This window comes from Stenotrophomonas sp. T8, from assembly GCF_051853085.1.
GTDB lineage: Bacteria > Pseudomonadota > Gammaproteobacteria > Xanthomonadales > Xanthomonadaceae > Stenotrophomonas > Stenotrophomonas sepilia.
Window position 1 is genome coordinate 2,295,393 of record NZ_CP195329.1, and the last position, 25,258, is coordinate 2,320,650.

Annotated in this window: 21 protein-coding genes and 2 pseudogenes; 17 read left to right on the forward strand and 6 right to left on the reverse strand. The window is 67.5% G+C overall.

The annotated features are described in order from the left end of the window. The first annotated feature begins 4 nt into the window (after window positions 1–4). Window positions 5–910 carry a LysR family transcriptional regulator gene (locus ACSDHM_RS10750; protein WP_088496137.1) on the forward strand — a complete coding sequence of 302 codons (906 nt, stop codon included), beginning with the start codon at window positions 5–7 and terminating at the stop codon, window positions 908–910. Window positions 911–1,030: 120 nt separating this feature from the next. Here the strand turns inward: ACSDHM_RS10750 and ACSDHM_RS10755 are convergent, their stop codons facing one another. Next, on the reverse strand, window positions 1,031–3,826 hold the full coding sequence (locus ACSDHM_RS10755) for a beta-glucosidase family protein (protein WP_227837768.1): 2,796 nt from the start codon (window positions 3,824–3,826) through the stop codon (window positions 1,031–1,033). 338 nt (window positions 3,827–4,164) lie between these two features. Between ACSDHM_RS10755 and ACSDHM_RS10760 the strand changes: the two genes are divergently transcribed. Together ACSDHM_RS10760 and ACSDHM_RS10765 are read left to right on the forward strand one after the other, a co-directional pair. Continuing rightward, a complete protein-coding gene (locus ACSDHM_RS10760; protein WP_227837766.1) occupies window positions 4,165–4,599 on the forward strand; it encodes a VOC family protein in 435 nt (144 codons plus the stop codon). 291 nt (window positions 4,600–4,890) lie between these two features. Beyond that, complete coding sequence (locus ACSDHM_RS10765; protein ID WP_072167461.1) at window positions 4,891–5,595, forward strand: AraC family transcriptional regulator; 705 nt, start codon at window positions 4,891–4,893, stop codon at window positions 5,593–5,595. A gap of 9 nt (window positions 5,596–5,604) precedes the next feature. Here ACSDHM_RS10765 and ACSDHM_RS10770 read toward each other — a convergent pair whose 3' ends face one another. After that, complete coding sequence (locus ACSDHM_RS10770; protein WP_088497897.1) at window positions 5,605–6,495, reverse strand: sterol desaturase family protein; 891 nt, start codon at window positions 6,493–6,495, stop codon at window positions 5,605–5,607. A gap of 103 nt (window positions 6,496–6,598) precedes the next feature. Here ACSDHM_RS10770 and ACSDHM_RS10775 point away from each other — a divergent pair, with 103 nt between their 5' ends. The 7 genes from ACSDHM_RS10775 to ACSDHM_RS10805 all read left to right on the forward strand — a co-directional run bounded on the left by ACSDHM_RS10775 (window position 6,599) and on the right by ACSDHM_RS10805 (window position 15,414). Continuing rightward, window positions 6,599–7,549: a LysR family transcriptional regulator gene (locus tag ACSDHM_RS10775; protein WP_172412164.1), complete on the forward strand. Its 951-nt coding sequence runs from the start codon at window positions 6,599–6,601 to the stop codon at window positions 7,547–7,549. A gap of 92 nt (window positions 7,550–7,641) precedes the next feature. Next, complete coding sequence (locus tag ACSDHM_RS10780; protein ID WP_180869587.1) at window positions 7,642–8,292, forward strand: DsbA family oxidoreductase; 651 nt, start codon at window positions 7,642–7,644, stop codon at window positions 8,290–8,292. Window positions 8,293–8,327: 35 nt separating this feature from the next. After that, a complete protein-coding gene (locus ACSDHM_RS10785; RefSeq protein ID WP_188247615.1) occupies window positions 8,328–9,335 on the forward strand; it encodes a cyclase family protein in 1,008 nt (335 codons plus the stop codon). A gap of 340 nt (window positions 9,336–9,675) precedes the next feature. Next, the gene (imuA, locus tag ACSDHM_RS10790; RefSeq protein WP_053499642.1) at window positions 9,676–10,290 is read left to right on the forward strand and encodes a translesion DNA synthesis-associated protein ImuA; all 615 of its coding nucleotides are present in this window, start codon (window positions 9,676–9,678) and stop codon (window positions 10,288–10,290) included. A 9-nt stretch (window positions 10,291–10,299) separates the two neighbouring features. Further along, window positions 10,300–11,709, forward strand: coding sequence for a Y-family DNA polymerase (locus tag ACSDHM_RS10795; RefSeq protein ID WP_065178507.1), 1,410 nt, complete (start codon window positions 10,300–10,302; stop codon window positions 11,707–11,709). Window positions 11,710–11,715: 6 nt separating this feature from the next. Beyond that, complete coding sequence (locus ACSDHM_RS10800; RefSeq protein ID WP_072167457.1) at window positions 11,716–14,826, forward strand: error-prone DNA polymerase; 3,111 nt, start codon at window positions 11,716–11,718, stop codon at window positions 14,824–14,826. Window positions 14,827–14,907: 81 nt separating this feature from the next. After that, complete coding sequence (locus ACSDHM_RS10805) at window positions 14,908–15,414, forward strand: hypothetical protein (protein ID WP_069138254.1); 507 nt, start codon at window positions 14,908–14,910, stop codon at window positions 15,412–15,414. Between the two features lie 102 nt (window positions 15,415–15,516). On the opposite strand, the gene ptsJ is transcribed toward ACSDHM_RS10805, so the two are convergent. Then, on the reverse strand, window positions 15,517–16,803 hold the full coding sequence (ptsJ, locus tag ACSDHM_RS10810) for a transcriptional regulator PtsJ (protein ID WP_334271341.1): 1,287 nt from the start codon (window positions 16,801–16,803) through the stop codon (window positions 15,517–15,519). 76 nt (window positions 16,804–16,879) lie between these two features. Between ptsJ and ACSDHM_RS10815 the strand changes: the two genes are divergently transcribed. The 7 genes and pseudogenes from ACSDHM_RS10815 (at window position 16,880) to ACSDHM_RS10845 (ending at window position 20,397) form a co-directional block, all read left to right on the forward strand. Further along, window positions 16,880–17,653, forward strand: coding sequence for a YggS family pyridoxal phosphate-dependent enzyme (locus ACSDHM_RS10815; protein WP_111201497.1), 774 nt, complete (start codon window positions 16,880–16,882; stop codon window positions 17,651–17,653). Next, window positions 17,650–18,351: a glutamine amidotransferase gene (locus ACSDHM_RS10820; protein WP_072167454.1), complete on the forward strand. Its 702-nt coding sequence runs from the start codon at window positions 17,650–17,652 to the stop codon at window positions 18,349–18,351. Before ACSDHM_RS10815 ends, ACSDHM_RS10820 begins: the two co-directional genes overlap by 4 nt. Next, window positions 18,348–18,572 (forward strand): hypothetical protein, encoded by a 225-nt coding sequence (locus tag ACSDHM_RS10825; RefSeq protein WP_088497903.1) that lies wholly within the window; start codon window positions 18,348–18,350, stop codon window positions 18,570–18,572. Before ACSDHM_RS10820 ends, ACSDHM_RS10825 begins: the two co-directional genes overlap by 4 nt. A gap of 108 nt (window positions 18,573–18,680) precedes the next feature. Then, window positions 18,681–19,187: a hypothetical protein gene (locus tag ACSDHM_RS10830; RefSeq protein WP_111007676.1), complete on the forward strand. Its 507-nt coding sequence runs from the start codon at window positions 18,681–18,683 to the stop codon at window positions 19,185–19,187. 125 nt (window positions 19,188–19,312) lie between these two features. After that, window positions 19,313–19,519: pseudogene (locus ACSDHM_RS10835) on the forward strand (RNA polymerase sigma factor); the annotation flags it as partial. Window position 19,520: 1 nt separating this feature from the next. Beyond that, window positions 19,521–19,691: pseudogene (locus ACSDHM_RS10840) on the forward strand (ChaN family lipoprotein); the annotation flags it as partial. Further along, window positions 19,684–20,397, forward strand: coding sequence for an energy transducer TonB family protein (locus ACSDHM_RS10845; protein WP_072167451.1), 714 nt, complete (start codon window positions 19,684–19,686; stop codon window positions 20,395–20,397). The pseudogene ACSDHM_RS10840 and the gene ACSDHM_RS10845, both read left to right, overlap by 8 nt. A 204-nt stretch (window positions 20,398–20,601) precedes the next feature. On the opposite strand, the gene ACSDHM_RS10850 is transcribed toward ACSDHM_RS10845, so the two are convergent. The 3 genes from ACSDHM_RS10850 to adiC are packed head-to-tail and all read right to left on the reverse strand — an operon-like array spanning window position 20,602 to window position 25,194. Then, a complete protein-coding gene (locus tag ACSDHM_RS10850) occupies window positions 20,602–21,504 on the reverse strand; it encodes a cation diffusion facilitator family transporter (protein ID WP_072167450.1) in 903 nt (300 codons plus the stop codon). A gap of 28 nt (window positions 21,505–21,532) precedes the next feature. Beyond that, a complete protein-coding gene (locus ACSDHM_RS10855) occupies window positions 21,533–23,821 on the reverse strand; it encodes an Orn/Lys/Arg decarboxylase N-terminal domain-containing protein (protein ID WP_439426263.1) in 2,289 nt (762 codons plus the stop codon). A 20-nt stretch (window positions 23,822–23,841) separates the two neighbouring features. Beyond that, window positions 23,842–25,194 carry an arginine/agmatine antiporter gene (adiC, locus tag ACSDHM_RS10860; protein ID WP_049415369.1) on the reverse strand — a complete coding sequence of 451 codons (1,353 nt, stop codon included), beginning with the start codon at window positions 25,192–25,194 and terminating at the stop codon, window positions 23,842–23,844. Window positions 25,195–25,258: the final 64 nt, after the last annotated feature.

Consider the following 25,258-nt stretch of genomic DNA (forward strand, 5'->3'; position numbering starts at 1 on the left):
CGCCATGGTCAGCCTCGATCGCTTCGATATCTTCCGTGCCGTGGTCGAAGCCGGCAGCCTGACCGCTGCGGCCGATCGGCTCGGCCTCAGCCGCGCGGTGGTCAGCTTCAACCTGAAGCGGCTGGAGCAGGAGCTGGGCGTGACCCTGCTGTTGCGCAGTACCCGCCACCTGTCCCTGACCGAGGCCGGCGAGCAGTTCCTGCAACATTGCGTGCAGGCACTGGATGCTGCGCAGGCGGCGATCGATGCCGCGCGCCGCGACCAGCACCAGCTGCAGGGCGTGCTGCGCCTGACCACCACACCGGAGTACGCCCAGCTACGCCTGATTCCCGCGTTGGAGGCGTTCCGCGCGCAGCACCCGGCCCTGCAGCTGCACCTTTCAACTTCTCCAGCGCCAGCGGACCTCATTCCCGAACGCTTCGACCTGGCGATTCGCCTCGGCCGCCTGCCGGACTCGGGCCTGCACGCCAATGAACTGGAGCGCCACCCGCTGTACGCGGTGGCGGCGCCGTCACTGCTGGCGCGCCTGCCCTCTGCCGAGGCTGCCGATGATCCAGTACTGCTGGGCACCCTGCCCCGCCTGGGCTATCCGCGCCTGGCCGATGTGCCGGTGGTTGCACCTGACGGCAGCGATGCCTTGTTTGCCACCAACCCGGGCAACGCCGTGGTACGCGTGGATGGTGCCAGCAGCCTGCGCGCGTTCGCCTTGGCCGGCGCCGGGGTCACCGTGCTGCCACGCTGGCTGATCGAGGACGACCTGGCCCAGGACCGGCTGCGCCCGGTGCTGCGCCAGCACCGCTTCCCGCAGCAGAGTGTCTACGCGGTCTATCCGCACAGTTCGCAGCCTTCACCGAAGGTGCGGCAGCTGATCGATTTCCTGCGCAGGTGGTTCGGCACCGCACCTTTGTAGAGCCGAGTCCATGCTCGGCTGCCCGTCGGTTCGATTGACCGTTCTTCAGCCGAGCGTGGGCTCGGCTCTACAGGAACACCACGAACGGACACGGCCCTGTGCGGGCCGTGTCGTCAGGCATCAGCGCAGCACCTGCTCCACCAGCTGCACATCTACCGTCTGCAGCGGCTCGGCGGCATTGCGCGACAGCTGCACCTGGTAGGTGCCACCGTCGATCTTCCACTGCCGCGCCTGTGCATCGTAGTGGGCCAGGGTCTTCGGCTCGGCTTCGATGCGGATGCGGCGCTGTTCGCCCGGCTGCAGGTTCACCTTGTCGTAGCCGATCAGGCGGATCGGCGTGGTGCTGCCGGCCGGCAGCTTCAGGTACAGCTGGGCCACGTCGGCGCCGGCGCGCTTGCCGGTATTGCGGATATCGACGCTGGCGACCAGGCGCGAGCCTTCCACGCTCACCTTCAGGTTGTCATAGGCGAACGAGGTGTAGGACAGGCCATGGCCAAAGGCGAAGGTCGGGGTCAGGCCCTTGACCGCCATCCACTTGTAGCCGACGTTGGCGCCTTCGATATCGAAATCGAACACATCACCGAACGGCTTGGCCGGCTTGAAGCCGAGGCCATCGATATGCGGGCGCGGCAGCTGCGATTCGTCCGTCACCCAGGTCACCGGCAGGCGGCCGGACGGATTGACCTGGCCGGTCAGCAGCGCGGCGATGCCTTCGCCGCCGCGGATGCCCGGGTACCAGGCCTGCAGCATCGCTGGCACCTGCGCCAGCCACGGTGTGCGCACCGGGCCGTTGGTTTCCAGCACCAGCACGGTCTTCGGGTTTGCCGCGGCCACCGCCGAGATCAGTGCGTCCTGGTTGTCCGGCAGCTGCATGTCCGGCAGGTCCACAGATTCGGCGGCCCATTGCGTGGCAAACACAATGGCCACATCGGCCTGCGCGGCGGCCCTGGCCGCAGCGGCGGCATTGGTGCCGTCCACATATTCGATGGTTGCGTCAGGGCGCGCCGCACGCAGCGATTCCAGCGGCGAGGACGGGTGGAAGATCACCGGGCCCGGCCAGGTGGTCGGCAGCACGCCCGGCACCGCATTGGTGCCCTTGGCGGTGACGCCCACCATCGACGAACCACCGCCGCCGATCACGCCCTTGTCGGCATGGCCGCCGATGATGACGATGCGCTTCACGCTGTCGGCCAGCGGCAGCAGGTTGCCCTCATTGCGCAGCAGCACGCTGCCTTCTTCCACCGTACGCTGGGCGACGGCGAAGCCGGCCTCGGCATCCACCTTCTGGTGCTGCGGCGGGTTGTCGAAGTTGCCGTGCAGGAACATCGTGCGCAGGATGCGCGTGACCATGTCATTCAAGCGCGCCTGCGGCACCACGCCGCCATGCACGGCCAGACGCAGCGGTTCGTCGAAGAACACCGCCGCGTCGAACACTTCACCGGCCGACTGCTGGTCCAGGCCGGCCAGCGCCGCCTTCGAACCGCTGTGCACGCCGCCCCAGTCAGACATCACGAAACCGGGGAACTTCCATTCCTGCTTCAGCACCTGGTTCATCAGGTAGCCGTTCTCGCAGCCGTAGGTGCCGTTGATCTTGTTGTACGAGCACATCGCCACGCCCGGGCGGCCAGCCTCCAGCGCGATCTCGAAGGCCAGCAGGTCCGACTCGTGCATGGCCTGTTCGCCGATGCGCACGTCGTGGAAGTTGCGCCGGGTCTCCATGTCGTTCAGCGCGAAGTGCTTCATCGAGGAGATCACGTGCTGGCTCTGCACGCCCTGGATCAGCGCGCCGACCATCGAACCGGCCAGCAGCGGGTCCTCACCGGCATATTCGAAGTTGCGGCCGTTGCGTGGATCGCGCTGCAGGTTGACGCTGCCCGACAGCAGGATGTTGAAGCGCTGCTGCCACGCCTCGCGGCCCATGGTCGCGCCACCTGCGAAGGCGACTTCGCGGTTCCAGCTGGACGCGGTGGATGGGCCTGAGGGCATTGCCGTGGCGAAATCGCCCGGACGGATGCCGCCCGGATTGGTCACGCCGACGCCGGCATCGGCCGACTGCTGCGACGGAATGCCCAGCCGCGCCACGCCCGGCACGAAACCGGCCGAACCGACCGCGCCTTCCGGCAGTGGGCCACCATCCTTGCCCAGCCCGAAGTAGCTGTGCAGCATCTGGAACTTCTCATCCTCGGTCATCGCCTTCAGCAGCAGCGCAGCGCGCGCATCGGCGTTGAGGGCGGTGTCCATCCATGGCTTTTCGCCGTGCTTGTCGGCGGCATAGGCCAGTGTCAGCAGGGTGGCGCGCAAGGCGCTGCCTTCCACCTTGAACGGCGCGCTGCTGGCGGCCTGGAAACCGTCGCTGAAATAGCTGGCATCCGCTTCCAGCGCCACACGCGCCGGATCGAAGCCGGCGGCCTTGGCCGATTCACCGGCCACTGCGCCGAGCAGCACCGCCGGTGCACCCAGCCGCGAACGGGTGACCAGCGCTGGCAGCTGCGCGGCACCTGCACCGGCATCGGTATAGACCGCCACGGTGTGGCGGCCATCGTCCAGGCGCAGGTAGTTCAGGCCCGGCTGGTCCGGGCCGGATTCAGCGGCGATCGGCAGCCGGGTCAGTACGGCCTGGCCGCGCTGGGTCTGGCCATCGTCCTTGCCCGCAGCAATGAAGCGGTATTCGTAACCCAGTCCGTCGGCCAGCACCTGCAGCGGATCGACCTGGCCGATGCCGCGCTGCACCTGGCGCACGCTCACTGCGTCCACCTGCAGGGTCTTCAGCTGGGCGGCCAGGGCCGGCATCGCCTCGGCGGTCGGGGCCTGTTCCAGGGTCAGCACGGTGAACGCGGCAGGGTCGGCCCAGGCCGGAGCGGCCAGTGCAGCGGACAGGGCCAGGGACAGTGCAAGCGGCTTTGTAAACGTTTTCATCGACAGGCGTAATTCCGTTGCCAAGGCAATCGGTCCAGGGAAAGTGCCGCCGAAGGGTGCAGCGTTCATGCCGCGCAGGGGTTGCCAGGCAACCTCCCGCAGGCCGAAGGACGGGCCGGTCTGCGCGCGGGACCCTCCTCCCGGCGTGACAACCTGCCTGCCCGGGCCGCGCAGGGCGACCCAATCCTGTGAAGATTGTGCGAGGGCGTTCACACCTGTCAACAGGACCTAAGTCACAGGGGCGATCCCAGCCTGCAGTTATCAGGCCATCACCGGCGGTCATCAGCGCGCCGTGCGAGGCTGCCGATAATGAAGGTCCCTGGCCACGAACCGAGCCCATGAACGTACATCGCGACTTCGACCATCTCTGGCGCGACCGCTGCGATACCTCCAGCCAGCGCGCACCGCGCGTGCTGATCCGTGTGTTCGTGGCCCCCGGTGAGCTGGAACGCAGCGTGGCGTTCTACGAGCAGTTGCAGGGCGTGGTGGCCGATGCGGGCTTTCCGTTTCCGGAGGCCGGGCTGCGCCTGGCCATGGTCGGTGCGTTCCTGTTGATCGAGGGCAGCGAGGCGGCGCTGGCGCCGTTCACCTCGACCACGGGGACACTGCTGGTCGATGACGTTCGGCCTTATCACGACAAACTGGTCGCCGCCGGCGCCGAGATCATCTTCCCGTTGCAGGTGGTCCCGACCGGGGCGGCGTTCAATGCGGTGCATCCCGATGGCACGGTGGTCGAGTACGTGCATCACCGGCCGGATCCGCACGGGCGGTGAGGGACGCACGGCCGGGCTGCGCCCGGCACCCGCAGAGGCGACATCAACGTCAAAAACCAGAGCAACAGCAAAAGCTGGGTTCCTGCAGGTAGGCGGGGTGGGTCCGGCTGCGGGGGGCGCTGCAAGTACGTCCATGTAAGCTCGGTCGCGCCATCCATGGCGCTCACGCCCCGCAACCGGACCCACCCCGCCTTCGACAGTCTCTCGCGACCTGCAGTAGATCCACGCCATGCGTGGATGCTCTTCGTTTCATTGTCGAATTACTCGATTTCGATGGAGATTCATCCACGCATGGCGTGGATCTACAATCCCGTCATGTCTTCCCCCGCCCTGCCCTGGAACGGCACGTTGCTGCTGGATGCGCACGCCGCCGTGCTGCACGGCCATGCCGGTGACAGCGCTTTGCATGCGCACTACGCCCATCAATTGCTGCTGAGCGACGGTACGCCCTGGCACGTCGAGATCGATGGCGTACAGCAGCAGGGCCAGCGGCTATGGCTGCCTTCGTTCCAGCCGCACGCGATCCTGTCGGCACCGGAAGCAGGCTGCACGGTGTTCCTTGAGCCGGCCCACGCCGATCCCACCCAGATCCAGCAGCATCTGCACGCGCTGCCGGGCAACGCGCTGGAGCTGCGCGATTGGTTGCCACGGCTGAGCCGCCCGCAACCGCTGGACCGCCGCGTGCAGGCGGCGTTGGCCCGTATCGCCCAGTACCTGCCCGGCCCGGTGCCGGCTGCCGACATCGCCGAAGCCGCGCACCTGTCAACCAGCCAGCTGCACCGGCGTTTCCAGTCCGACCTGGCGGTGACCCTGCGCGGCTGGGTGCTGTGGCAGCGCTTGCGTACCGCGCTCGCGCACCACCTGCAGGGGCACAGCCTGACCGCCAGCGCGCATGCCGCCGGCTTCGCCGACCTGGCCCATCTCTCGCGCAGCCTGCGCCGCATGTTCGGCATCGGTGCCGCACAGCTGCAGGGCCTGCAGTTGCACGCGACCTGACACGGCCGATCACCCACGCCTGCGCAGGCCTTCGGGCAGCTCCGGCACCTCGCCATGCGGCAGTTCACGAAACGGCGCCAGCAGCTGCCCCGCGTAATCGCGCGGATAGTCCGGTTGGCTGCCGATGCCGAGATCACATTGCTGCAGCCGATAACCGGGCGCATCGAAGGCGGTCCCCAGCAGATGATCCCATGCGGTCAGGAACAGGCCGAAGTTGACGTCACCGGCGGTGCCGTAACGCATGTGATGGAAGCGATGCAGCGGTGCCCACGCCATCACCCGGCCCAGCACACCCGGGCGCATGTCCACGTTGGAGTGCTGCAGCAGCAGCTGGATGGCGATGGCAAACGCCAGCACCGCCGCCACCGGCATCGGTAGGCCCAGCAGCAACAATGGCAGCACACCTCCCACCGCTTCGGCCGCCTGGTGCAGTGGGTGTTTCATCAGCCCGTTGAATCCGTACATGCGGGTCACGCTGTGATGCACCGCATGCAGGCGCCACAACCAGCCGATGCGATGGCTTGCGTAGTGCACCAGGGTGATGCCGAGATCGGCAGCGATGATCGCCACCAGTACCTGCAGCGCGAACGGCCACTGCAGCGGCCAGACCTGCCACGGAATGATCGCCGCCAGCAGCGGCACCGTGGCGATCGACAGCAGGTTCAGGCTCTCGTTGACCAGCGCGTGCAGGGCATCACGCACACGGTCGCCCTGGTCATGGTTGAACGCAGGGTCATACGGCCAGGCGCGCTCAGCGACGAACGAGACCGCAATGGCGATCGCCAGCAGGGCCAGCAGCCACAACGGATCGCCATGGCAGTGGCCGACCCAGACGACGGCAGTGGCAACGAACCCCAGCAGGAACAACGGGGCATACAGGCGCAGGATCCAGTGCTTCATGGGCAACCCGGGAAATGAGGGGCCTGCATGCTGGCGCCACGTGCGGGTTGCCGGCTTGAACAAACGGCGCAACCCTGCCGCACCGCGTTTCCCACATCCACGCATGGCGTGGATCTACAATGGCGCCCTCATCGCGCCCGGGACCGGCATGGATTCCTTCAACCTGATGCGTGCCTTCCGCCGCATCGTCGAACGCGGCGGGCTCGCTCGTGCCGCCGAAGACCTGGGCATGTCGCCCGCCGGGCTCAGCAAACAGCTGCGCACGCTGGAAGCGCATCTGGGCGTGGTACTGCTGCAGCGGACCACGCGGCGCATGAGCCTGACCGAAACCGGCCACGCCTATTACCGCGAATGCTGCCGCCTGCTCGACGAGCTGGAAGCGCTGGAACGTGGCATCGCCGAGCAGCGTGGCGAGGTGACCGGGCGCCTGCGCGTCAATGTGCCGCAGTCGTTCGCGCTGAGCACGCTGTCGCCGCTACTGCCCCGCTTCCTGCAGCAGCATCCGCAGCTGTCGCTGGACCTGGTGATGGAAGACCGCCTGCTCGATGCGGTCGGCGAGGGTTTCGATGTGTCGCTACGATTGCGCGCTGAGCTTGATGACTCACGACTGGTGGCACGCCGGCTGGCCTCGCTGCAGCAGGTGCTGTGCGCGGCGCCGTCCTACCTGCAGCAGCATCCGGCACCCCAGGCAGTAGGCGATCTGCAGGCGCATAGCGTGCTGGCCTACAGCCTGTCCGACTCGCCCGGCAGTTGGCCGCTGCTCGGCCCGGATGGGCAGGTGACGATCACCCTGCCGGCACGCGTGACCGTCAACAACAGCCTGCTATTGCGTGACCTGCTGGTGGCCGGCATGGGCATCGGCGCCCTGCCCTCGTTCCTGGCGGCACCAGCGCTGGCCCGTGGCGAACTGCAGCAGGTGCTGCCCGACCATCGCTATCCGCCGCGCTTCGTGCATGCGGTCTACCCCACCTCGCGCCATCTGCAGCCCAAGGTGCGTGCCTTCATCGACTTCCTGCACGCCGAGCTGCCCGGCTGCGCCGGTCTGGATTCGTAACCGCCAGCGAAAACTGAGCTGCCCGCAGCGTGCTGTTTCGGCCACGCCGCGCTGCCTACTCTGCCGCCTCCCCTCTCACCGATGGCAGGCAGATGTCTTCCGTTCCTTCCCCCGCCACCGCAGCGCCGGTGGTCGATTTCTTCCACGACGTGGTCTGCGGCTGGTGCTTCGTGCTGGCCCCGCGCCTGCAGCAGGTATCGGCCGAACTCGGCATCCAGGTGCGCCACCGCAGCTTCGTGCTGCAGGATTCGCGCGCGCAGATGGTCGAGGTGTTCGGCTCGATGGCGCGCGCCAAGGCGATCATCCTGCGCCACTGGACCGACTGCGCCGCGCATGAAGACACCGCGCGCATCGATATCGAAGGCATGCGCGCACAGGACTTCGAGTATCCCTCCGGCTGGCTCGGCGCACTGGCCTGCCAGGCCGCAGGACTGATCGGTGGCAATGATGCCCATGGCGCGATGTTCGACGCGGTGCAATGGGCACACCTGCACCAGCACCGCAACATCGGCGATGCCGAAGTGCTGCTGGATATTGCCGAATCGCTGGGCCATCCACGTGGCGCCTTCGCTGACCACATGCGCAGCGACGCGGTGCGCCAGCGCGTGCAGGCCGATCGCGCCGAAGCTGCCGCGCTCGGCATCCGCTCCATCCCCACCGTGATCGGCGGCAACGGCCTGCGCCTGCAGACCCTGCCGCTCCCACACCTGCGCCAGGCCCTGGCGCCCCTGGTCGCGGCCTGAGCCGCCCCCTCCCCCACCCTGCAAGGAGACTCCCCATGACCCCACGTACCCTGTCCACCGCGCTGGCCCTGCTGCTGGCCGCCACCGCCGCGTCCACCACCGTGTCCGCGCACGAACGCGTTCCCTCCGGCCAGCAGGTCGGCACCAGCCCGTGGGGGCCGAAGGACGAGATCGGCCGCCTCAACCTGATCACCGAAGCCTCGCGTGCGGCGATCCTGTCGCGGGTCAGCGGCGGCAAGGCCTATGACCTGGCCACCGAATACTACGTCGGCATGCCCAGCTGGCAGGATGCCGGCGACCCGCACTACCAGTTCTGGATGACCCACACCCCGCGCGGCACAGTGATGGACGATCCGATGGGCGTGGGCGAGGCCATGAACCTCACCCGCAGCTACACCGGCACCGCGTTCTCGATGTACAGCCACACCGGCACCCACATCGATGCGCTGAACCACTTCGGCATCCACGGGAAGATCTGGAACGGCTTCGAGGCCGACAAGCACCTCGGCGACCGCGGCTGGAATGTCACCGGCATCGAGAAATTCCCGCCGCTGATCGCGCGTGGCGTGCTGATCGACGTGGCCGGCGCCAAGGGCGTGGACATGCTGCCGGACAGCTACCGCGTCACTCGCCAGGACCTGAAGGATGCGCTGGCACGCCAGAAGGTGAAACTGCAGCAGGGTGACGTGGTGCTGATCCGCACCGGCCGCATGCGCCTGTTCGAGCAGCCCAGGGCCTACATGGCCAACCCGCCGGGCATGGGCCTGGACGCGGCACGCTTCCTGGTCGAGGACGGCGGCGCGATGATCGTCGGTGCCGACAACCTCAGCTTCGAGACCTTCCCCTCGGAGGTGTCCGACGATTACGTACCGCTGCACACCTACCTGCTGGCTCAGCAGGGTGCGCCGATCATCGAGCTGGTGGCGCTGGACGAACTGGCCCGCGACAAGGTCTACGAATTCGCCTTCATCGGCGGCCCGCTGAAGATCCGCGGTGGCGATGCCGCGCCGCTGCGCCCGGTGGCGCTGCCGGTGCGCCCGTAACCAGGGGCATCCCCGGGTAGCGCCGGGCCATGCCGGGTGGGTGCCGACCTTGGTCGGCACCGCGCTTTACCGCTATCCACGCATGGCGTGGATCTACCAGGCTGCGGCATGGATTTGCCGGGGCTCTCTCCAGTAGATCCACGCCATGCGTGGATGCTTTCCCCCTTCAGCAACCTGAAACCGGACCCTCCGATTTCATTAGTAATTCTACTTACAACGCGAGTAGCATGTCTGGTCTCAGCCCCTGATACCGGCCCGTCGATACTCGCGCCATGCCCGCCGTTTCCGCCCGTTCCTGCCGTTTCCAGCCCGCCCGGCGCCTCCCCTGGAGGGCTGACTGATGGGTGCCGTCGTCGCCCTCGACCGGCTGCTGGACGGGCGCCAGCTGTGGCGTGGCCCGGCCCGCCAGGGCCCCGCCAGCGACCATCTGGCCAGCGGCCATCCGGCACTGGATGCACGCCTGCCCGGCGGCGGCTGGCCGGCCAGCGGGCTGTGCGAGGTACTGCAGGCGGCGCCCGGCGTTGGCGAACTGGCGCTGGTCTGGCCGGCACTGGCCAGGCTGAGCCAGCGCGACCGCCCGATCGTGCTGGTCGCTCCGCCCTATCGCCCGCACGCTCCGGCCTGGGCTGCGGCCGGGCTGGAACTGGCCCAGCTGCAGGTCATCCAGGCCACGCCGAAGCAGGCACTGTGGGCCGCCGAACAGTGCCTGCGCTCTGCGGCCTGCGCGGCGGTACTGTGCTGGCCGCATCAAGCCGACGACCGCGCCCTGCGCCGCCTGCAGGTGGCCGCCGACAGCGGCCAGTGCCTGGGCTTCGTGTTCCGCGAGGCGCAGGCCGCGCGCAATCCTTCCCCGGCCAGCCTGCGCCTGCAGCTCGACCACGGCCAGGTGCGGGTGCTGAAGTGCCGTGGCGGCCTGCCGCCGGCACAACCGTTGCCGCTGGCCATCGCCCACTGAGGACGCGCCATGCACTGGGCCTGCCTGTTGTTGCCGCAGTTGGCGCTGGACAGCGTGCTGCGCCTGCAGCCCGACCCACAGCGGCCATTGGTACTGCTGCAGGGGCCTGCGCAGCGTCGCGTGCTGCGCGCGGTCAGCCCGTCGGCACGTGCAGCAGGGCTGCGCCCGGGCATGCTGCTGTCGGCTGCACAGGTACTGGTGCAGGACATGCACCTGCACGACTACGACCCCAATGCCGAACAGCACACCCGGCAGCTGCTGGCCAGCTGGGCCTATGCCTACAGCTCGCAGGTCAGCCTCGATTTTCCGCATGCGCTGGTGCTGGAAATCGGTGCCAGCCGCGCCCTGTTCGGTGACTGGCTGACGATCCAGCAGCGCCTGCGCAACGAACTGCACGAACTCGGCTTCCGCCATCGCCTGGTGGCCGCGCCTACCCCACATGCCGCGCGCGTGCTGGCCAACGTCCACGATGGCCTCGGCCTTGATGCGCAGCAGCTGCCGGCGGCGCTGGCGCAGCTGCCCCTGGCGCGCTGCGGCCTGCCCAGCGAGGCGGTGACGGTGCTTGGCCGTTCCGGCCTGCGCACGTTGGGCGCGGTGCTCAAGCTGCCGCGCGACAGCCTGGCCCGGCGCTTCGCCCCCGAGGTCCTGCAGCAGCTGGATGCATTGCGCGGGCTGCCCACCGCGCCATTGCGCTACTACCAGCCACCGGACCGTTTCGATGCGCGCATCGAATTCGAATACGAGATCGAATCCAGCCAGGCCCTGCTGTTCCCGCTGCGCCGCCTGCTGCTCGACCTGGCCGCGTTCCTGTGTTCGCGCGATGGCGGCGTGCAGCGCTTCGACCTGCATTTCGAGCATGACCTGTTGCCGGCCAGCGTGCTGACCATCGGCCTGTTGGCGCCCGAACGCGATCCCGCGTTGCTGTTCGAGATCGCGCGCAACCGCATGGAAGCGTTCGCCCTGCCGGCCGGCAGCCGCGCACTGCGCCTGCAGGCCGAACAGCTGCCGCCGTTCGTGCCCGCCGCGCGTGACCTGTTCGATACCCGTCCGGCGCAGGCGATGCCGTGGAACCAGCTGCGTGAGCGCCTGCGCGCGCGGCTCGGCGATGACGCCGTGCAGCCGCTGGCAGTGCAGGCCGACCATCGCCCCGAACGCGCCAGCGGCACCCAGCCAGCAGCCAGGCCACCGGCATACTGGCCACTGCGCCCCGGTTGGCTGCTGGACGCTCCACAGCCGCTGCGTGACCCGCGCCTGCGCATCATCGCCGGGCCGGAGCGGATCGAATCGGGCTGGTGGGACCAGGCTGACGCGCGCCGCGACTACTACGTGGTGGAAACCGCGCATGGCCAGCGCGGCTGGGCCTTCCGCGCGCGCAACGATCCGCATGCGCCGTGGATGCTGCACGGCTGGTTCGGCTGAGCCGCCATGCACAGCGAACTGCCCGGCTACGCCGAACTGCACTGCCTGTCGGCCTTCAGTTTCCAGCGCGGTGCTTCGATCGCCGAAGAGTTGTTCGCGCGCGCCGCTGGCCAGGGCTACCGCGCGTTGGCGATCACCGACGAATGCTCGCTGGCCGGCATCGTGCGCGCCTGGCAGGCAGCGAAGACACATGGCGTGGCGCTGATCGTCGGCGCCGAATTCCAGGTCGAGGACGGGCCGAAGCTGGCCCTGCTGTGCACCGACCAGGCCGCCTATGCCGGGCTGTGCCAGTTGATCACGACCTGTCGGCGGCGGGCTGCCAAGGGCGAATACCGCTGCCTGCGCGACGATCTGCTCGGCCTGCCCGACGGTTTGTTGTGCCTGTGGCTGGACCGGCAGCCATCCGCCACCGATCTTGAATTGCTACGCACCGGCTTCGATGATCGGCTGTGGCTGGCTGTGGAACTGCACCGCGAACACGATGATGCACGCCGCCTGCAGCAGCTGCAGGCCTTCGGCGAACGCCACCGCCTGCCCCTGGTCGCCAGTGGCGATGTGCACATGCACGTGCGCCGTCGCCGTGCCCTGCAGGACACACTGACCGCGATCCGCCACCGCTGCAGCGTGGCCGAGGCCGGCTGGCGCCTGTTTCCCAATGGCGAGCGCCACCTGCGCCCGCGTACCGCGCTGGCCCAGCTGTATCCGCCCGAACTGCTGGCTGAAACCCTGCGCATCGCCGATCGCTGCCACTTCACCCTGGAACAGCTGCAGTACACCTATCCGCGCGAGCTGGTGCCCGAAGGACACGATCCGGACAGCTGGCTGCGCGTGCTGGTCGAGCGCGGCATCCGGTGGCGCTGGAAAGGCGGCATCGAAGCGAAGCAACGCACGCAGATCGAGCACGAACTGGCGCTGATCAAGCAGAAGAACTACGCCTCGTATTTCCTCACCGTGCAGGACATCGTGCGCTTTGCGCGCAGCCAGGACATCCTCTGCCAGGGCCGTGGCTCAGCGGCCAACTCGGCGGTGTGCTTCGTGCTGGGCGTGACCGAGATCGACCCGGCACGCAGCAACCTGCTGTTCGAGCGCTTCATCTCCGCCGAGCGCGACGAACCACCGGATATCGACATCGACTTCGAGCACGAGCGTCGCGAGGAGGTGCTGCAGTACGTGTTCAAGCGCTACGGCCGCGAGCGCGCCGCACTGACCGCGGTGGCGATCAGCTACCGTGGCCGCAGCGCGATCCGCGACGTGGCCCGCGCACTGGGCCTGCCGATGGACCAGGTCAACGAACTGGGCGCGGCGATGGACCACTGGGGCGGCAACATCCCGCTGCCGGAAACCCTGCGCGAGCGTGGCTTCGATCCGGACACGCCGTTGATGCGGCGCCTGCTGGCACTCACCGCAGAGCTGATCGATTTTCCGCGCCACCTGTCGCAGCACCCGGGCGGTTTCGTCATCTCCGAGCATCCACTGTCGACCCTGGTACCGGTGGAGAACGCGGCGATGGCCGACCGCACCGTCATCCAGTGGGACAAGGATGACCTGGATGCCACCGGCCTGATGAAGGTCGACTGCCTGGCATTGGGCATGCTCACGGCCATCCGCAAGTGCCTGGCGATGCTGAAACAGCATGGCCTGCACGAAGGGCGCATGGATGCCATCCCGCCCAAGGATGCGAAAACCTTCGACATGATCTGCGCCGCCGATACCATCGGCGTGTTCCAGATCGAATCGCGCGCACAGATGGCGATGCTGCCGCGCATGCAGCCGCGCACGTTCTATGACCTGGTGATCGAAGTGGCGATCGTGCGCCCCGGGCCGATCCAGGGCGACATGGTGCATCCCTACCTGGAGCGGCGGCGGATCCTGCGCGAACAGGGCCCGGAGGCACTGAACGATCCGGACAATCCGCTCTACCCACCGCAGCTGGAACGCGTGTTCGCGCGTACGCTGGGCGTGCCATTGTTCCAGGAACAGGTGATGCAGCTGGCGGTCGAAGCAGCTGGCTACACGCCTGGCCAGGCCGATGCCCTGCGCCGTTCGATGGCCGCCTGGAAACGTCGTGGCGGGCTGGAACCGCATCGCGAGAAGCTGTTGGCCGGCATGCTGGAGAACGGCTTCAGTCGCGAATACGGCGAGCACCTGTTCGAGCAGATCAAGGGCTTCGGCGATTACGGCTTCCCGGAAAGCCACGCCGCCAGCTTCGCCCTGCTGACCTATAACAGCTGCTGGCTGAAATGCCACCACCCGGCCGCATTCACTGCCAGCCTGATCAACAGCCAGCCGCTGGGTTTCTACAGCCCCGACCAGCTGCTGCAGGACGCACGGCGGCATGGCATTACCGTTCTTCCCGTGGACGTACGCCACAGCGACTGGGACTGCACGCTGGACTTCAGCAGGGGGCCGGCGGCGATCCGTCTGGGCCTGCGCCTGATCGACGGCTGCAACGAAGATGCCGTGCAGGCCATCATGCGCGAGCGCGCGCGGCGCCCGTTCGACGACGTCGGCGACCTGTGCCAGCGCACCGCGCTGGACCGCCGCCAGCAGGGCCTGCTGGCCGATGCCGGGGCACTGCGCGGGCTCAGCGGCCATCGCCATCGTGCACGCTGGGATATCTCGGGCGTAGAGAACCGGCTGCCGCTGTTCGACCAGGCCCGTGCCACTGCCGAAGCACGCGTGCCCCTGCCACTGCCCAGCGCCTGGGAGGACATGCAGGCCGACTACCGCAGCACGGGCACCACCCTCGGCCGCCACCCGATCTCGTTCCTGCGCGCGCAGCTGCGCAGTCGTGGCTGCCTGGATGCCGCACAGCTGGCCGGGCACGGCCACGGCCGCCGTGTGCGCATCGCCGGACTGGTGCGCATGCGCCAGCGGCCACAGACCGCCAGTGGCGTTACCTTCCTCACCCTTGAAGACGAGACCGGCATGGTCAACGCCGTGGTCTGGCGCCACCTGGCCGACCGCCAGCACCGGGTGCTGGTCGACACCCAGCTGATGCAGATCGATGGCCGCCTGGAGCGCGTTGATGGCGTGCAGCATGTCATCGTGCAGCGCATGCACTGCCTGGATGAGCTGCTGCAGGGACTGCGCAGCCACAGCCGCGATTTCCACTGACGATACAGATCGTCACACAACGAACTGGCCTTTGCCCGCCGGCATCCGCTATCGTCGGCCTATCCAAGGAAGGACGACCCGATGCCCCGTGTGCTGCTGCTGACCACCCTGGTGGTCTCGACCCTTGCCCTGCTCGTTTCCGGCTGGACCGCCTGGAGCCTGCATCGCAGCCAATCGCCTGAGCGGATCATCGAAGCGCGCGGCCTGGTCATCCACGATGGCACTGGCCAACCACGGCTGATCCTCGGTGCGCCGGTGCCGGACCCCCTCAGCAGGGGCCGCACCCAAGGACCGCGTGCAACCGCGCTGTCCGGCCTGATTCTGCTTGGCCCCGACGGTTCCGAGCGCGGCGGTTATGGCACCAGCGACCGCGGGGGCGAAGCCCTGCTCACTCTGGACGATGCCACCGGCACCACCGAAGTCTTCAAGGTCGTCGCCAACCCGGACCGTGGCGCCAGCCTGATGGTCAAGCACCAGAACAATACCGGCGCCATGCTCACCTCCTGGCAGGGCAAGCCGGAGCTGATGTTCGTCGATGACAGTGGCCAGTCCTACTACGTGCGCCCCGGCGCCAACGCCGCGCCCTGATCTGCTTCTGTAGCGCCGAGCCATGCTCGGCTGCTTCTACCAACAGCAGCCGAGCATGGCTCCGCGCTACAAAGGCGAAACAACGTCGAGCATGGCTCGACGCTACAGACCACACACCGCCGCCAGGTCATCGGCAAGCTGCCGCAGCTGCGCCGCCCCCAGCGCCGCGCAGGTGATGCGCAGGCCATGCCCTGGTGCAGCCACCGCAAACACTTCGCCAGCACGCACATGCCATCCGCGCGCAGCCAGCGCCAGTACCTGTGGATGGCTGTCGGCCGGCAACGGCAGCCACAGGTTCAATCCCTCCATCGGCAACGGCGTCGGCACACCACGCGCGCGCAGCAGTTCCTGTAGCGACTGCAGGCGCTGCTGGTACCGCTCGCCTGCCGAGACGATCTTCGCCCGCTGCGGCGCCGAGGCCAGCACCGAAGTGGCGGCATCCTGCAGCAGATGACTGACCCAGCCGATGCCGGACGCCAACCGCAACCGCAACCGCATCGCGGTCTCGTCATCACAGGCCAGCCAGGCCAGGCGCAGGTCGGGGCCGAGCGGCTTGGACAGCGAACGCAGCAGCGCCCAGCGCCGGCCATCCAGCGGCAGTACCGAGTGGTAGGCCTGCTGCGAGAGCAGTGCGTAGTGGTCATCGATCAGCACCGCCACCTGCGGGTAGGCCGCCAGCAGCTGGCGCAACGCCCGTGCCCGCTTCGCATCCAGGCTGGCCCCGGTCGGGTTGTGCGCACGCGGGGTCAGCAGCACCGCGCGTGCCCCGGCCTCCAGCGCCTGTCGCAGCGATTCAACCTGCATGCCATGCGCATCCACCGTCACCGGCAACGGCACATGGCCCACGGCATTGAGCACATTGAGGCTGCCGAGGAAGCATGGATCCTCCACCGCGATGCGATCCCCCGGCAGCAGCCATGCCGCCAACAGGCGCTCGATGCCATCGACCGCGCCATGGGTCAGCTCCAGCGCGTACCCCTCGGGGCAATCCGCATCCAGCGAGGCGCGTGCCAACGCCTGCAACCTCGGGTCGACCGTGCCCACGCCATACAGCCGTGGCGCCGCCGGGGCCAGGCGCAGGCTGGGCAGCAGGCGAGGATCCGGGTTGCCACCGGCCAGGTCCTGCAGCGCCAACCCCGGCGTACTGCCCTCGCGCGCCAGCGTCGGCGGCAGGCCACGCACCACCGTGCCGCGTCGGCCCGCGGTACTGGCCAGGCCGGCCGCATCCAGTCGCTTGTAGGCAGCAGCCACGGTGTTGCGATTGACCCCCAGCTGATCGGCCAGTTCGCGCACCGGCGGCAGCACGCTGCCCGCCGGCAGGCGGCCCTTGCCGATGCCATCACGGATGCTGTCGAAGATCGACTCGGCGCTATGCCCGGTGATTTTCATTTTGTCCTATGCCAAAATAATTCTTGTCCTGTGCCAGTGTATCCCACCCTGGCCATCCTGCATTGGAGGTGCCCGCATGCCCCTTGCCGCCGCCGACTGGCCCATCGCCCAGTCCGTTGAACAGATCGCCGCCAACCTGGTCACGGTGCGCCAACGCATCGCCGCTGCCTGCGCCCGCGTCGGCCGGGACCCGGCCAGCGTGCGCCTGCTGCCGGTCAGCAAGACCGTCGATGACGCCCGCATCCGCATGGCGGTGGCCGCCGGTTGCCGCGAGCTGGGCGAGAACAAGGTGCAGGAGGCGCAGCGCAAGGCCGAGACGATGGCCGATCTGGACGTGCACTGGTCGGTGATCGGGCATCTGCAGACCAACAAGGCGCGCTACGTGGCGCGCTTCGCCAGCGAGTTCCAGGCGCTTGACAGCCTGCGCGTGGCCGAAGCGCTGCAGCAGCGCCTGCAGCTGGAAGACCGCACGCTCGATGTGTTCGTACAGGTCAACACCTCCGCCGAACCCAGCAAGTACGGTCTGGAACCCGCTGCCGTCGAGGCCTTTGTGCAGCAGCTTCCAGCGTTCGACCGCCTGCACGTACGCGGCCTGATGACGCTGGCCATCTTCACCCCCGAGGTCGAGCGCGTGCGTGCCTGCTTCGTGCGCCTGAGCGAACTGCGCGACCAGCTGCAGCGCACTGCACCTCCCGGCATCGACCTGTCGCAGCTGTCGATGGGCATGTCCGGTGACTTCGAAGTGGCCATCGAGGAAGGTGCCACCGTGGTCCGCGTCGGGCAGGCCATCTTCGGCGCACGCGCCACCCCGGACAGTTTCTACTGGCCCAGCAATGGAGCCCTGGCATGAAGCACGCGGTCGTCCTGCAACACGTCGCCTTTGAAGACCTCGGCACCCTGCAGCCTCTGCTGATGGCACAGGGCTGGCAGCTGCAGGTGCTGCAAGCCGGTGTCGACGCCCTCGATCCGGCCGAAGCCGCCGACCTGCTGGTGGTGCTGGGCGGTCCGGTCAGCGTCAACGACGTTGATCTCTATCCCTTCCTCAATGACAGCATCGCGCTGCTGCAATGTCGGCTGCAGCAGCAGCGGCCCACGCTGGGCATCTGCCTGGGCGCGCAGCTGATGGCGCGTGCACTCGGTGCCGACGTCGCCGCCAGTGGCGGCAAGGAGATCGGCTTTTCGCCGCTGCTGCTCACCGATGACGGCCAGCGCTCGCCACTGCAGGCCCTGCAGGGCATTCCGGTACTGCATTGGCATGGCGAGGCGTTCGAACTCCCGGCGGGTGCACGCCGCCTGGCCAGTACGCCGGCCTGCCGCCATCAGGCCTTTGCCATCGGTAACCATGCGTTGGCACTGCAATGCCATCCGGAGCTGGACGCGCGCCAGTTCGAGCGCTGGCTGATCGGTCACACCCTGGAACTGGCGCAGGCCGGCATCGATCCGAACGACCTGCGCACGCAGGCGCGTCGCTATGGCGCGCCACTGGCCGCGGCCGCCACCGCGATGTTCGACCATTGGCTGCAGGACCTGCCGGAGCTACCGCGATGAACTACCGATTGCAGATCCACCGCGATGGCGCCTACTGGGGCCACTTCGACTGCAGCGGGCCTGATGCCCTGCAGCGCATGGACAGCATCGCCGCGCAGCTGCCTGCAGCCCAGGGCTTCCAGCTGAAACGGCAGAAAGGCATCAGCGAAGAGCGCATCCTGTCCAGCAATGCCGATGGCCTGCGCGTACTGGCTTCGCAGACCCAGTACCGCGACCTCTGACGATCGTCACGGTAGTGCCGGCCGCTGGCCGGCACCCGACGGGGAACAGATTTGCCGGCCAGCGGCCGGCACTACCCCGGCTGTTCGCCCGCATGCGAGGCTTGACCCATGCTGACCCTGCAACGCGGCCGCCACCACGCACTGCTCATCGCACCGCGCTGGCCCTCCACCCGCATCCAGCTGGAAGAAGAGGCACTGCAACGCCTGCTCGACGCGCAGGCATTGCTGCCCGCCGGGCTGGGCCTGCTCGTCACGCGCGGCTTCGAACCCAGCCACAGCTGGCTCGGCAGCTTCCGTCGTGGCGTGCGTTGGCTCGGCATCGCAGTGTTCCGCGCCTGCTATCCGCAGCGCCATGATGAAGTCGATGCCATCTTCGGCGCCAACGGCCACGACATCGATGGCCGTCATATCGATGTCTCAGTGGTGTTGCACGGCAAGCGGCTGCGGCTGCTGCCACTGGACGTGTTCACCCCGCCGCGCTGGCAACATCGTCGCACCGCCCGCCATGCCGAAGCGATCGCCCGGGTGAAGCGCAGCCTCCAGCACTGCGGTTTCGAGCTGCATCACAACCCCACCGAAGCCCTGCAGATCCACTGCGACTTTCGTCCGCGCTGACCTCGCAGTCGGCCACGCATGCCGCGCCTCGCGTCCATGGATGCAAATGATTCTCTTTTGCTGTAAGGTGTAGCCGCTGCCCTTGCCGCCGCAGGCTGTTCCCTTTCCCAGTTGTCGCCCGCCCCGTGTCCACGCCTGTCAAACCGACGGATGTCGCGCAACTGTGCGCGGCCCACTACCGGCCGCTGCACGCCCATGTCCGCCGTAAACTCCCGCAACGCAGCGACGCCGATGATGTCGTCCAGGAGACCTGGCTGCGCGTCGTCAGAATCGCCGCCAGTGGCCTGCTGAGCAATGGCCGCGCCTACCTGTACCGCGTCGCCCACAACCTGAGCCGCGGCACCCACGCTGCTGTTGGCCGGTCGCTGGCATGTACTGCGCGGTACTGGCATGCCGGGCTACCTGCCAGCGGGCACACCAGCGCTGGTGATCGCGCTCGCTTCAGTCGGTGCATCCGTCGATGCGACCGACGCCGACCTGCTATGGGTGCTGGACGATGAGTGAGCGCGGCCAACACTGGCAGGCGATCGCCATCAGCATCGGGCTTCACCTGTTGCCCCTGCTGCTGTTGGTGCACTGGGTGGCCGCGCCGCCATTGCCGACGCCGCCGGAGAAGGACGTGCGCATCAGCCTGCGCCTGCTGGCACCGGCAACGCCGCCTCAGCCACTGGAAGAACGCCAAGCCGACACCCCCAGCCAGGCGCAGCAGGCCCGCGCATCCCGACCCACGAAGTCGCCCCCTCCACCGAAACCCACCGCCGCACGCGAGGGCGAGGTAGCCGCCAGCGAACGCGGCGGCGCTGGCCGGCAAGCCCTGCCGGTCGCCCCGCCTGCGGCCGCGACCGATGCAAGTCCCGCACCGGCATCGGTCACGGCCGCGCCGCCCGCTCCCGACGCCCCACCGGCGGACTTCCAGGCCGGCGCCGCCAGCGACCAGTGGGAAGCCCGCCTGATGGCGCGGCTGGAGCGCTATCGCTACTACCCTGCTGCGGCCCGCGCACGGCGCCAGCAGGGCACTGCCTGGGTCAGGGCCAGCATCAATCGCGAGGGACGCCTGCTGGCCCTGCGGTTGGAGCAGTCCAGTGGCCAACCGATGCTTGACGGCGCCGCACTGCAGACCTTCCGCCGCGCGCAGCCACTACCGCCCATTCCCGATGAACTGAAGGCACCACAGGAACTGGTGGTGCCGGTGGAGTACTACCTGCGCTAGGCGTTGTGGAACTGTGCTGCAGTCTGCAACCTCAACCCAGGTTCAGGTCAAACACATCCGGCGCAACAGAGCAGTCCGCCGTGTGCAACGATCGCGAGGCCGGGCCGGCTCGGCCGCTCCACGCGAACGACAGCCGAGCATGGGCTCGGCTCTACAGGGGAACAGAACCTGGCCGGACGAGGCCCCGGCGCGAAAGAGGCAGGGCTACGTCCACGCCGGATCCGCAGTGAAATCGATGGTCAACCAGAACGTGCTGCCCCGCGCATCCAGCCGCACGGCGATCTCATCGCGCATCGCATCAACCTCGCCCACCGAGCCCAATGGCGTGCCGGGGTCTGCCAGCACATGGATCTCGATGAAGCGCATCCGCCCCATCTTCGCCACGTGGCTGGTGAAACCGGCATAGCCACGCTCGGACACGAACGCCTGCATCACCTGCTGCACGCGCCGGTCCAGGTCATCCGGCGCCACCTGCAGCACTTCGCGCATGGCCTTCCATGCACTGCGCGCCGGCACTGGCAGTACCGCCAGGCTGATCAACGCCAGCACGATCGAATCCAAGTACGGGACCCAGTGGTGCCACTTGCCGCCATGCAGGGCCAGGGCCAGCACGAAGGCCAGCACCACCGCCAGGCTCATCAACCCACCCAGCAACCAGCCTCTTACATCCAGCCACAACAGCGCCGAGCGCAGGTGCCGCGCACGCTGCGCGACGAACGTCGCCATTGCCAGGTTGCTGGCACTCAGCAGCGCCGCCCACCACAGCGCGGGCCCGAATTTCACCTCATGCCCGCCCGTGGTCAAGCCAATGACCGCGTTGGCCAGCGCATACACGCAGGCCAGCGACAGGATCACGCCGCCGAGTGCCTCGACCATCGGCTCCAGGTGCCAATAGCCGTACTGGAAGCGCGGGCTCTGCTCCCGCGCCACCAGCCGCAGTACCGACAACGACACCAGGGTCAAGGCAACGTCGACCAGGCTGTACACGCCGTCGAACAGGATCGCCTGCGATCCCACCAGCAGGCCACCGATGAAGCCGACCGCGCTCACCGCGATGGTCACCCCGATGGAGAACTTCAGGATGCGTTGCTCGCGCGCGGTATCCATCGCTCGCCGAAGGGCCGACCGTCGCCGGTCAGGCCTTCAGCACCTCCACCTTGTACGAGGTCACATCGCCATCGTGCTCGATGATGAGCCCGTGCACATCCGACTCGAAGCCCGGGAAGCGCGCATTCTGTTCACGGGCAATACGCAGAGACTGGATGATCGGTTCGTCGCTGTCGCCGAATCGCTCGCCCGGCATGATGGTCGGAATGCCCGGCGGATACGGCACCAGCATGGTCGCCGCGACGCGACCACTGAGCTGCTCGATGTCGACCCGCTCGATCTCGCCCTTCACCAGGTGGTTGTAGGCATCGGCCGGGGTCATCACCGGCGTCGGCAGATCCACGTACATCTCGCGCATCACCTGGGCGACCTCGAATTCCTGGTTGAACGCGTGCAATGCATCGCACAGGTCACGCAGTCCCCAGCCAGCGTAGGCAATCGGATAGTCCGCCGCCAGCGTCGGCAATGCCTGGCTCAGCGGCGCGTTGCAGTCGTACAGCTCCTTGAAGGCCATCAGCTCGGTGACCAGCGTGCTCCACTTGCCCTTGGTGATGCCCATCGAGAACAGGAACAGTACCGAATACAGGTTGGTCTTCTCCACAGTGATGCCGCGGCCCCACAGGAACTTGCTCAGCACCGCCGCCGGAATGCCCAGCGTGCCCATGCTGCCGTCCATCGTCAGGCCTGGGGTCAGCAGGGTCACTTTGATCGGGTCGATCAGCACGTAGTCATCGACCAGATTCTCGAAGCCGTGCCAGTGCGCGTCCGGCTGCAGGTACCACTCCTCGCGCTTGGCCACCAGCGGCGCCGGCGTATCGCCCTTGTCCAGGCTGCGCTCGACCTTGGTCGGCTGCCACACACTGAACCACCAGTCGTCGCGCCCGAGGTCGTCACGCACGTGCAGCATCGCGCGGCGGAAGGCGATCGCCTCGTCATGCATTTCCTGCACCAGCGAACGGCCGGCCTCGCCCTCCATCATCTTCGAGGCCACGTCACAGGCCGCGATCACCCCATAATGCGGGCTGGTCGAGGTGTGCATCATGAACGACTCGTTGAAGCGCTCGGCATCCAGGTCGCGCTGCGCCGAGTTGCGTACGTGGATCATCGACGCCTGCGAGAACGCGGCCAGCAGCTTGTGGGTGGAGTGCGTGGTGAAGATGATCGCATCCTGCTCGCGCGGCTTGTCCTTGGCCATGCCGTAGTGGTTCTCATAGAACGGATGGAACGCGGCGTAGGCGTACCAGGCTTCGTCGAAGTGCAGGAAGTCGACCGCGCTGCCGATTTCGTCGGCGATCTTCTCGGCGTTGTAGCACAGGCCGTCGTAGGTCGAGTTGGTGACCACCGCAATGCGCGGCTTGGAACCGGCCTTGTAGGCCTGGCTGGCCAGCGGGTTGGCAGCAATGCGCTGCTGCAGCGACTCCGGCGTGAACTGATCCAGGCTGATCGGGCCGATGATGCCGTGTGCGTTGCGGCTTGGGGTGAAGTACACCGGCACCGCGCCGGTCATGATCAGCGCGTGCAGCAGCGACTTGTGGCAGTTGCGGTCGACGAACACCACGTCGCCGCGGGCCACCGTGCCATGCCAGACGATCTTGTTGGCGGTGGAGGTGCCATTGGTGACGAAGAAGGTATGGTCGGCACCGAAGTTGCGCGCCGCCTCTTCCTCGGCATCCTTGATCGGGCCGGTGTGATCCAGCAGTGAGCCCAGTTCCGGCACCGAGATCGACAGATCGCTGCGCAGGGTGTTCTCTCCGTAGAACTGGTGGAACGCACGGCCGACCGGCGACTTGGTGAATGCCACGCCGCCTGCATGGCCCGGCGTATGCCAGGAGTAGTTCGACTCTGCCGCATGATGGATCAGCGCCTTGAAGAACGGCGGCAAGAGATTCTTCATGTAGTCTTCGGCCGCGCGCATCACCTGCCGCGAGATGAAGCTCTTGGTGTCTTCAAACAGGAAGATGAAGCCGTGGATGTACTTGAGCAGCTTGCTCGGCACCTTTTCGATGGTGCGGCGCTCGCCGTACAGGAACACCGGCAGGTTGGCGCGGCGCGCACTCTGCTCGCGCAGGAAGGCGGTGAGGCGTTGGAACTCGCCATCCACCTCTTCGCTGCCATCGATCGAGATCAGCACCGCCGAGGCCGCCACGTAGGTACGGGCTCCGGCACGCGCATCATCCAGGTTCAGCCCGCACAGCACCCGCTGGTCGTTGCTGCGCAGCTCTTCCACCAGGGCGCGGATCAGGATGCCGCCGATGCGCGGCGACTCGTAGTCGTTGTCGATGACAATGACCGGGTAGTCCAGGGACTTGAAGTACACGTTGATTCTCCTTGTCGAACTCAGGAACGCTGGGCGCCGGCGCTGATGGCCGATGCCTCGCGGGCGCGCTGCCGCTGCTGACGGCGCTCCTCGCTGAAGAAGGGATAGAACACGGTGATGAACAGCACGAACAGGAAGGCGTACTGCACGATGGTTCCCGACGAGCCGTAGATCGCCCACAGGCAGTACACGACGGTCAGGCTGGTGAGGGTCCAGAACGCACCGGTATGGACCAGGGTGTGCGAACGCTCGACCACGAAGTAGCAGGCCACGCACGAGTAGATGTAGGGCAGCAGGGTCAGCACCACGGCCGCCGACGTGATCACGTCGAACTGGGCCGACGCGGTTTCCGAGGTGGACGTCACCAGCACCGCCAGGGTCATCAGCACCGCCACGATCAGCACGCCCTTGACCGGCACGTCGTCCTTGTTGGTCTTGCTGAAGATGCTCGGGAACAGGCCATCATCCGAGGCCGCCTTGGCACTCTGCGCGGTCAGCAGGATCCAGCCACCCAGCGAACCGGCGGCGCCGATGAAGGCGCACAGGCTGACCAGCGCGCCGCCCCAGCCGCCGACCGCCTTGGCCGCCGCCAGCGCGAACGGTGCGTCGGACACCTGTAGTTCCGAGTTCGGCACCATGCCCATGATCACAGAGGAGCTGGCGATGTAGGCGATGGCCGCCAGGAACACGCCGGCCAGGGTGGCGCGGGCCACGTTCTTCTCCGGGTTCTCGACCACGCCAGCCGTGACCGAAGCCGATTCGACACCGATGAAGGCCCACAGGGTCAGTGCCGCGGCACTGGAGATCGCGCCGAAGTTGGACTCACCGGACACGTTGTAGGCGCCCTTGAAGATGTCGGCATCGAAGAAGAACCAGCCGAAGATGGCGATGCCCAGGATCGGCACCAGCGCGAAACTGGTGGTGACCGTCTGCACACGGCTGACGAAGGCCGGGCCGATCACGTTGGCAAAGCTCAGCGCCCACACCAGGATCAGCACCGCGATGCAGCGCACCAGCGGCTCGGACAGGATCGGGAAGAAGTAGCTGAAGTAGCCCACCGCGGCGATCGGGATGGCAACGTTGCCGATCCAGTTGGCGAACCAGTAGATGGTATTGGTCTGGAAGCCCATGTAGGGCCCGAACCAGTCACGCGCATACGCGTACGGGCCGCCCGCCTTCGGCGCCAGCTTGCCCAGCTTGGCGAATACGAAGGCCAGCAACAGCGCACCGGCCGTGGTGATCAGCCAGCCCCAGATCGATGCGGTACCGATCTTGGCCAGGCTGGACGGCAACAGGAACACGCCTGAGCCCATCATGTTGCCGGCGACGAGGAAGGTGGCTCCGACCACCCCGATTTTCTTTGCTTCTGCCATGACAATCTCCGGTACTGGCATGAGCCCGGTGCGGCCGGGCGTGGGGACGGTTGCGCTGGCGTAA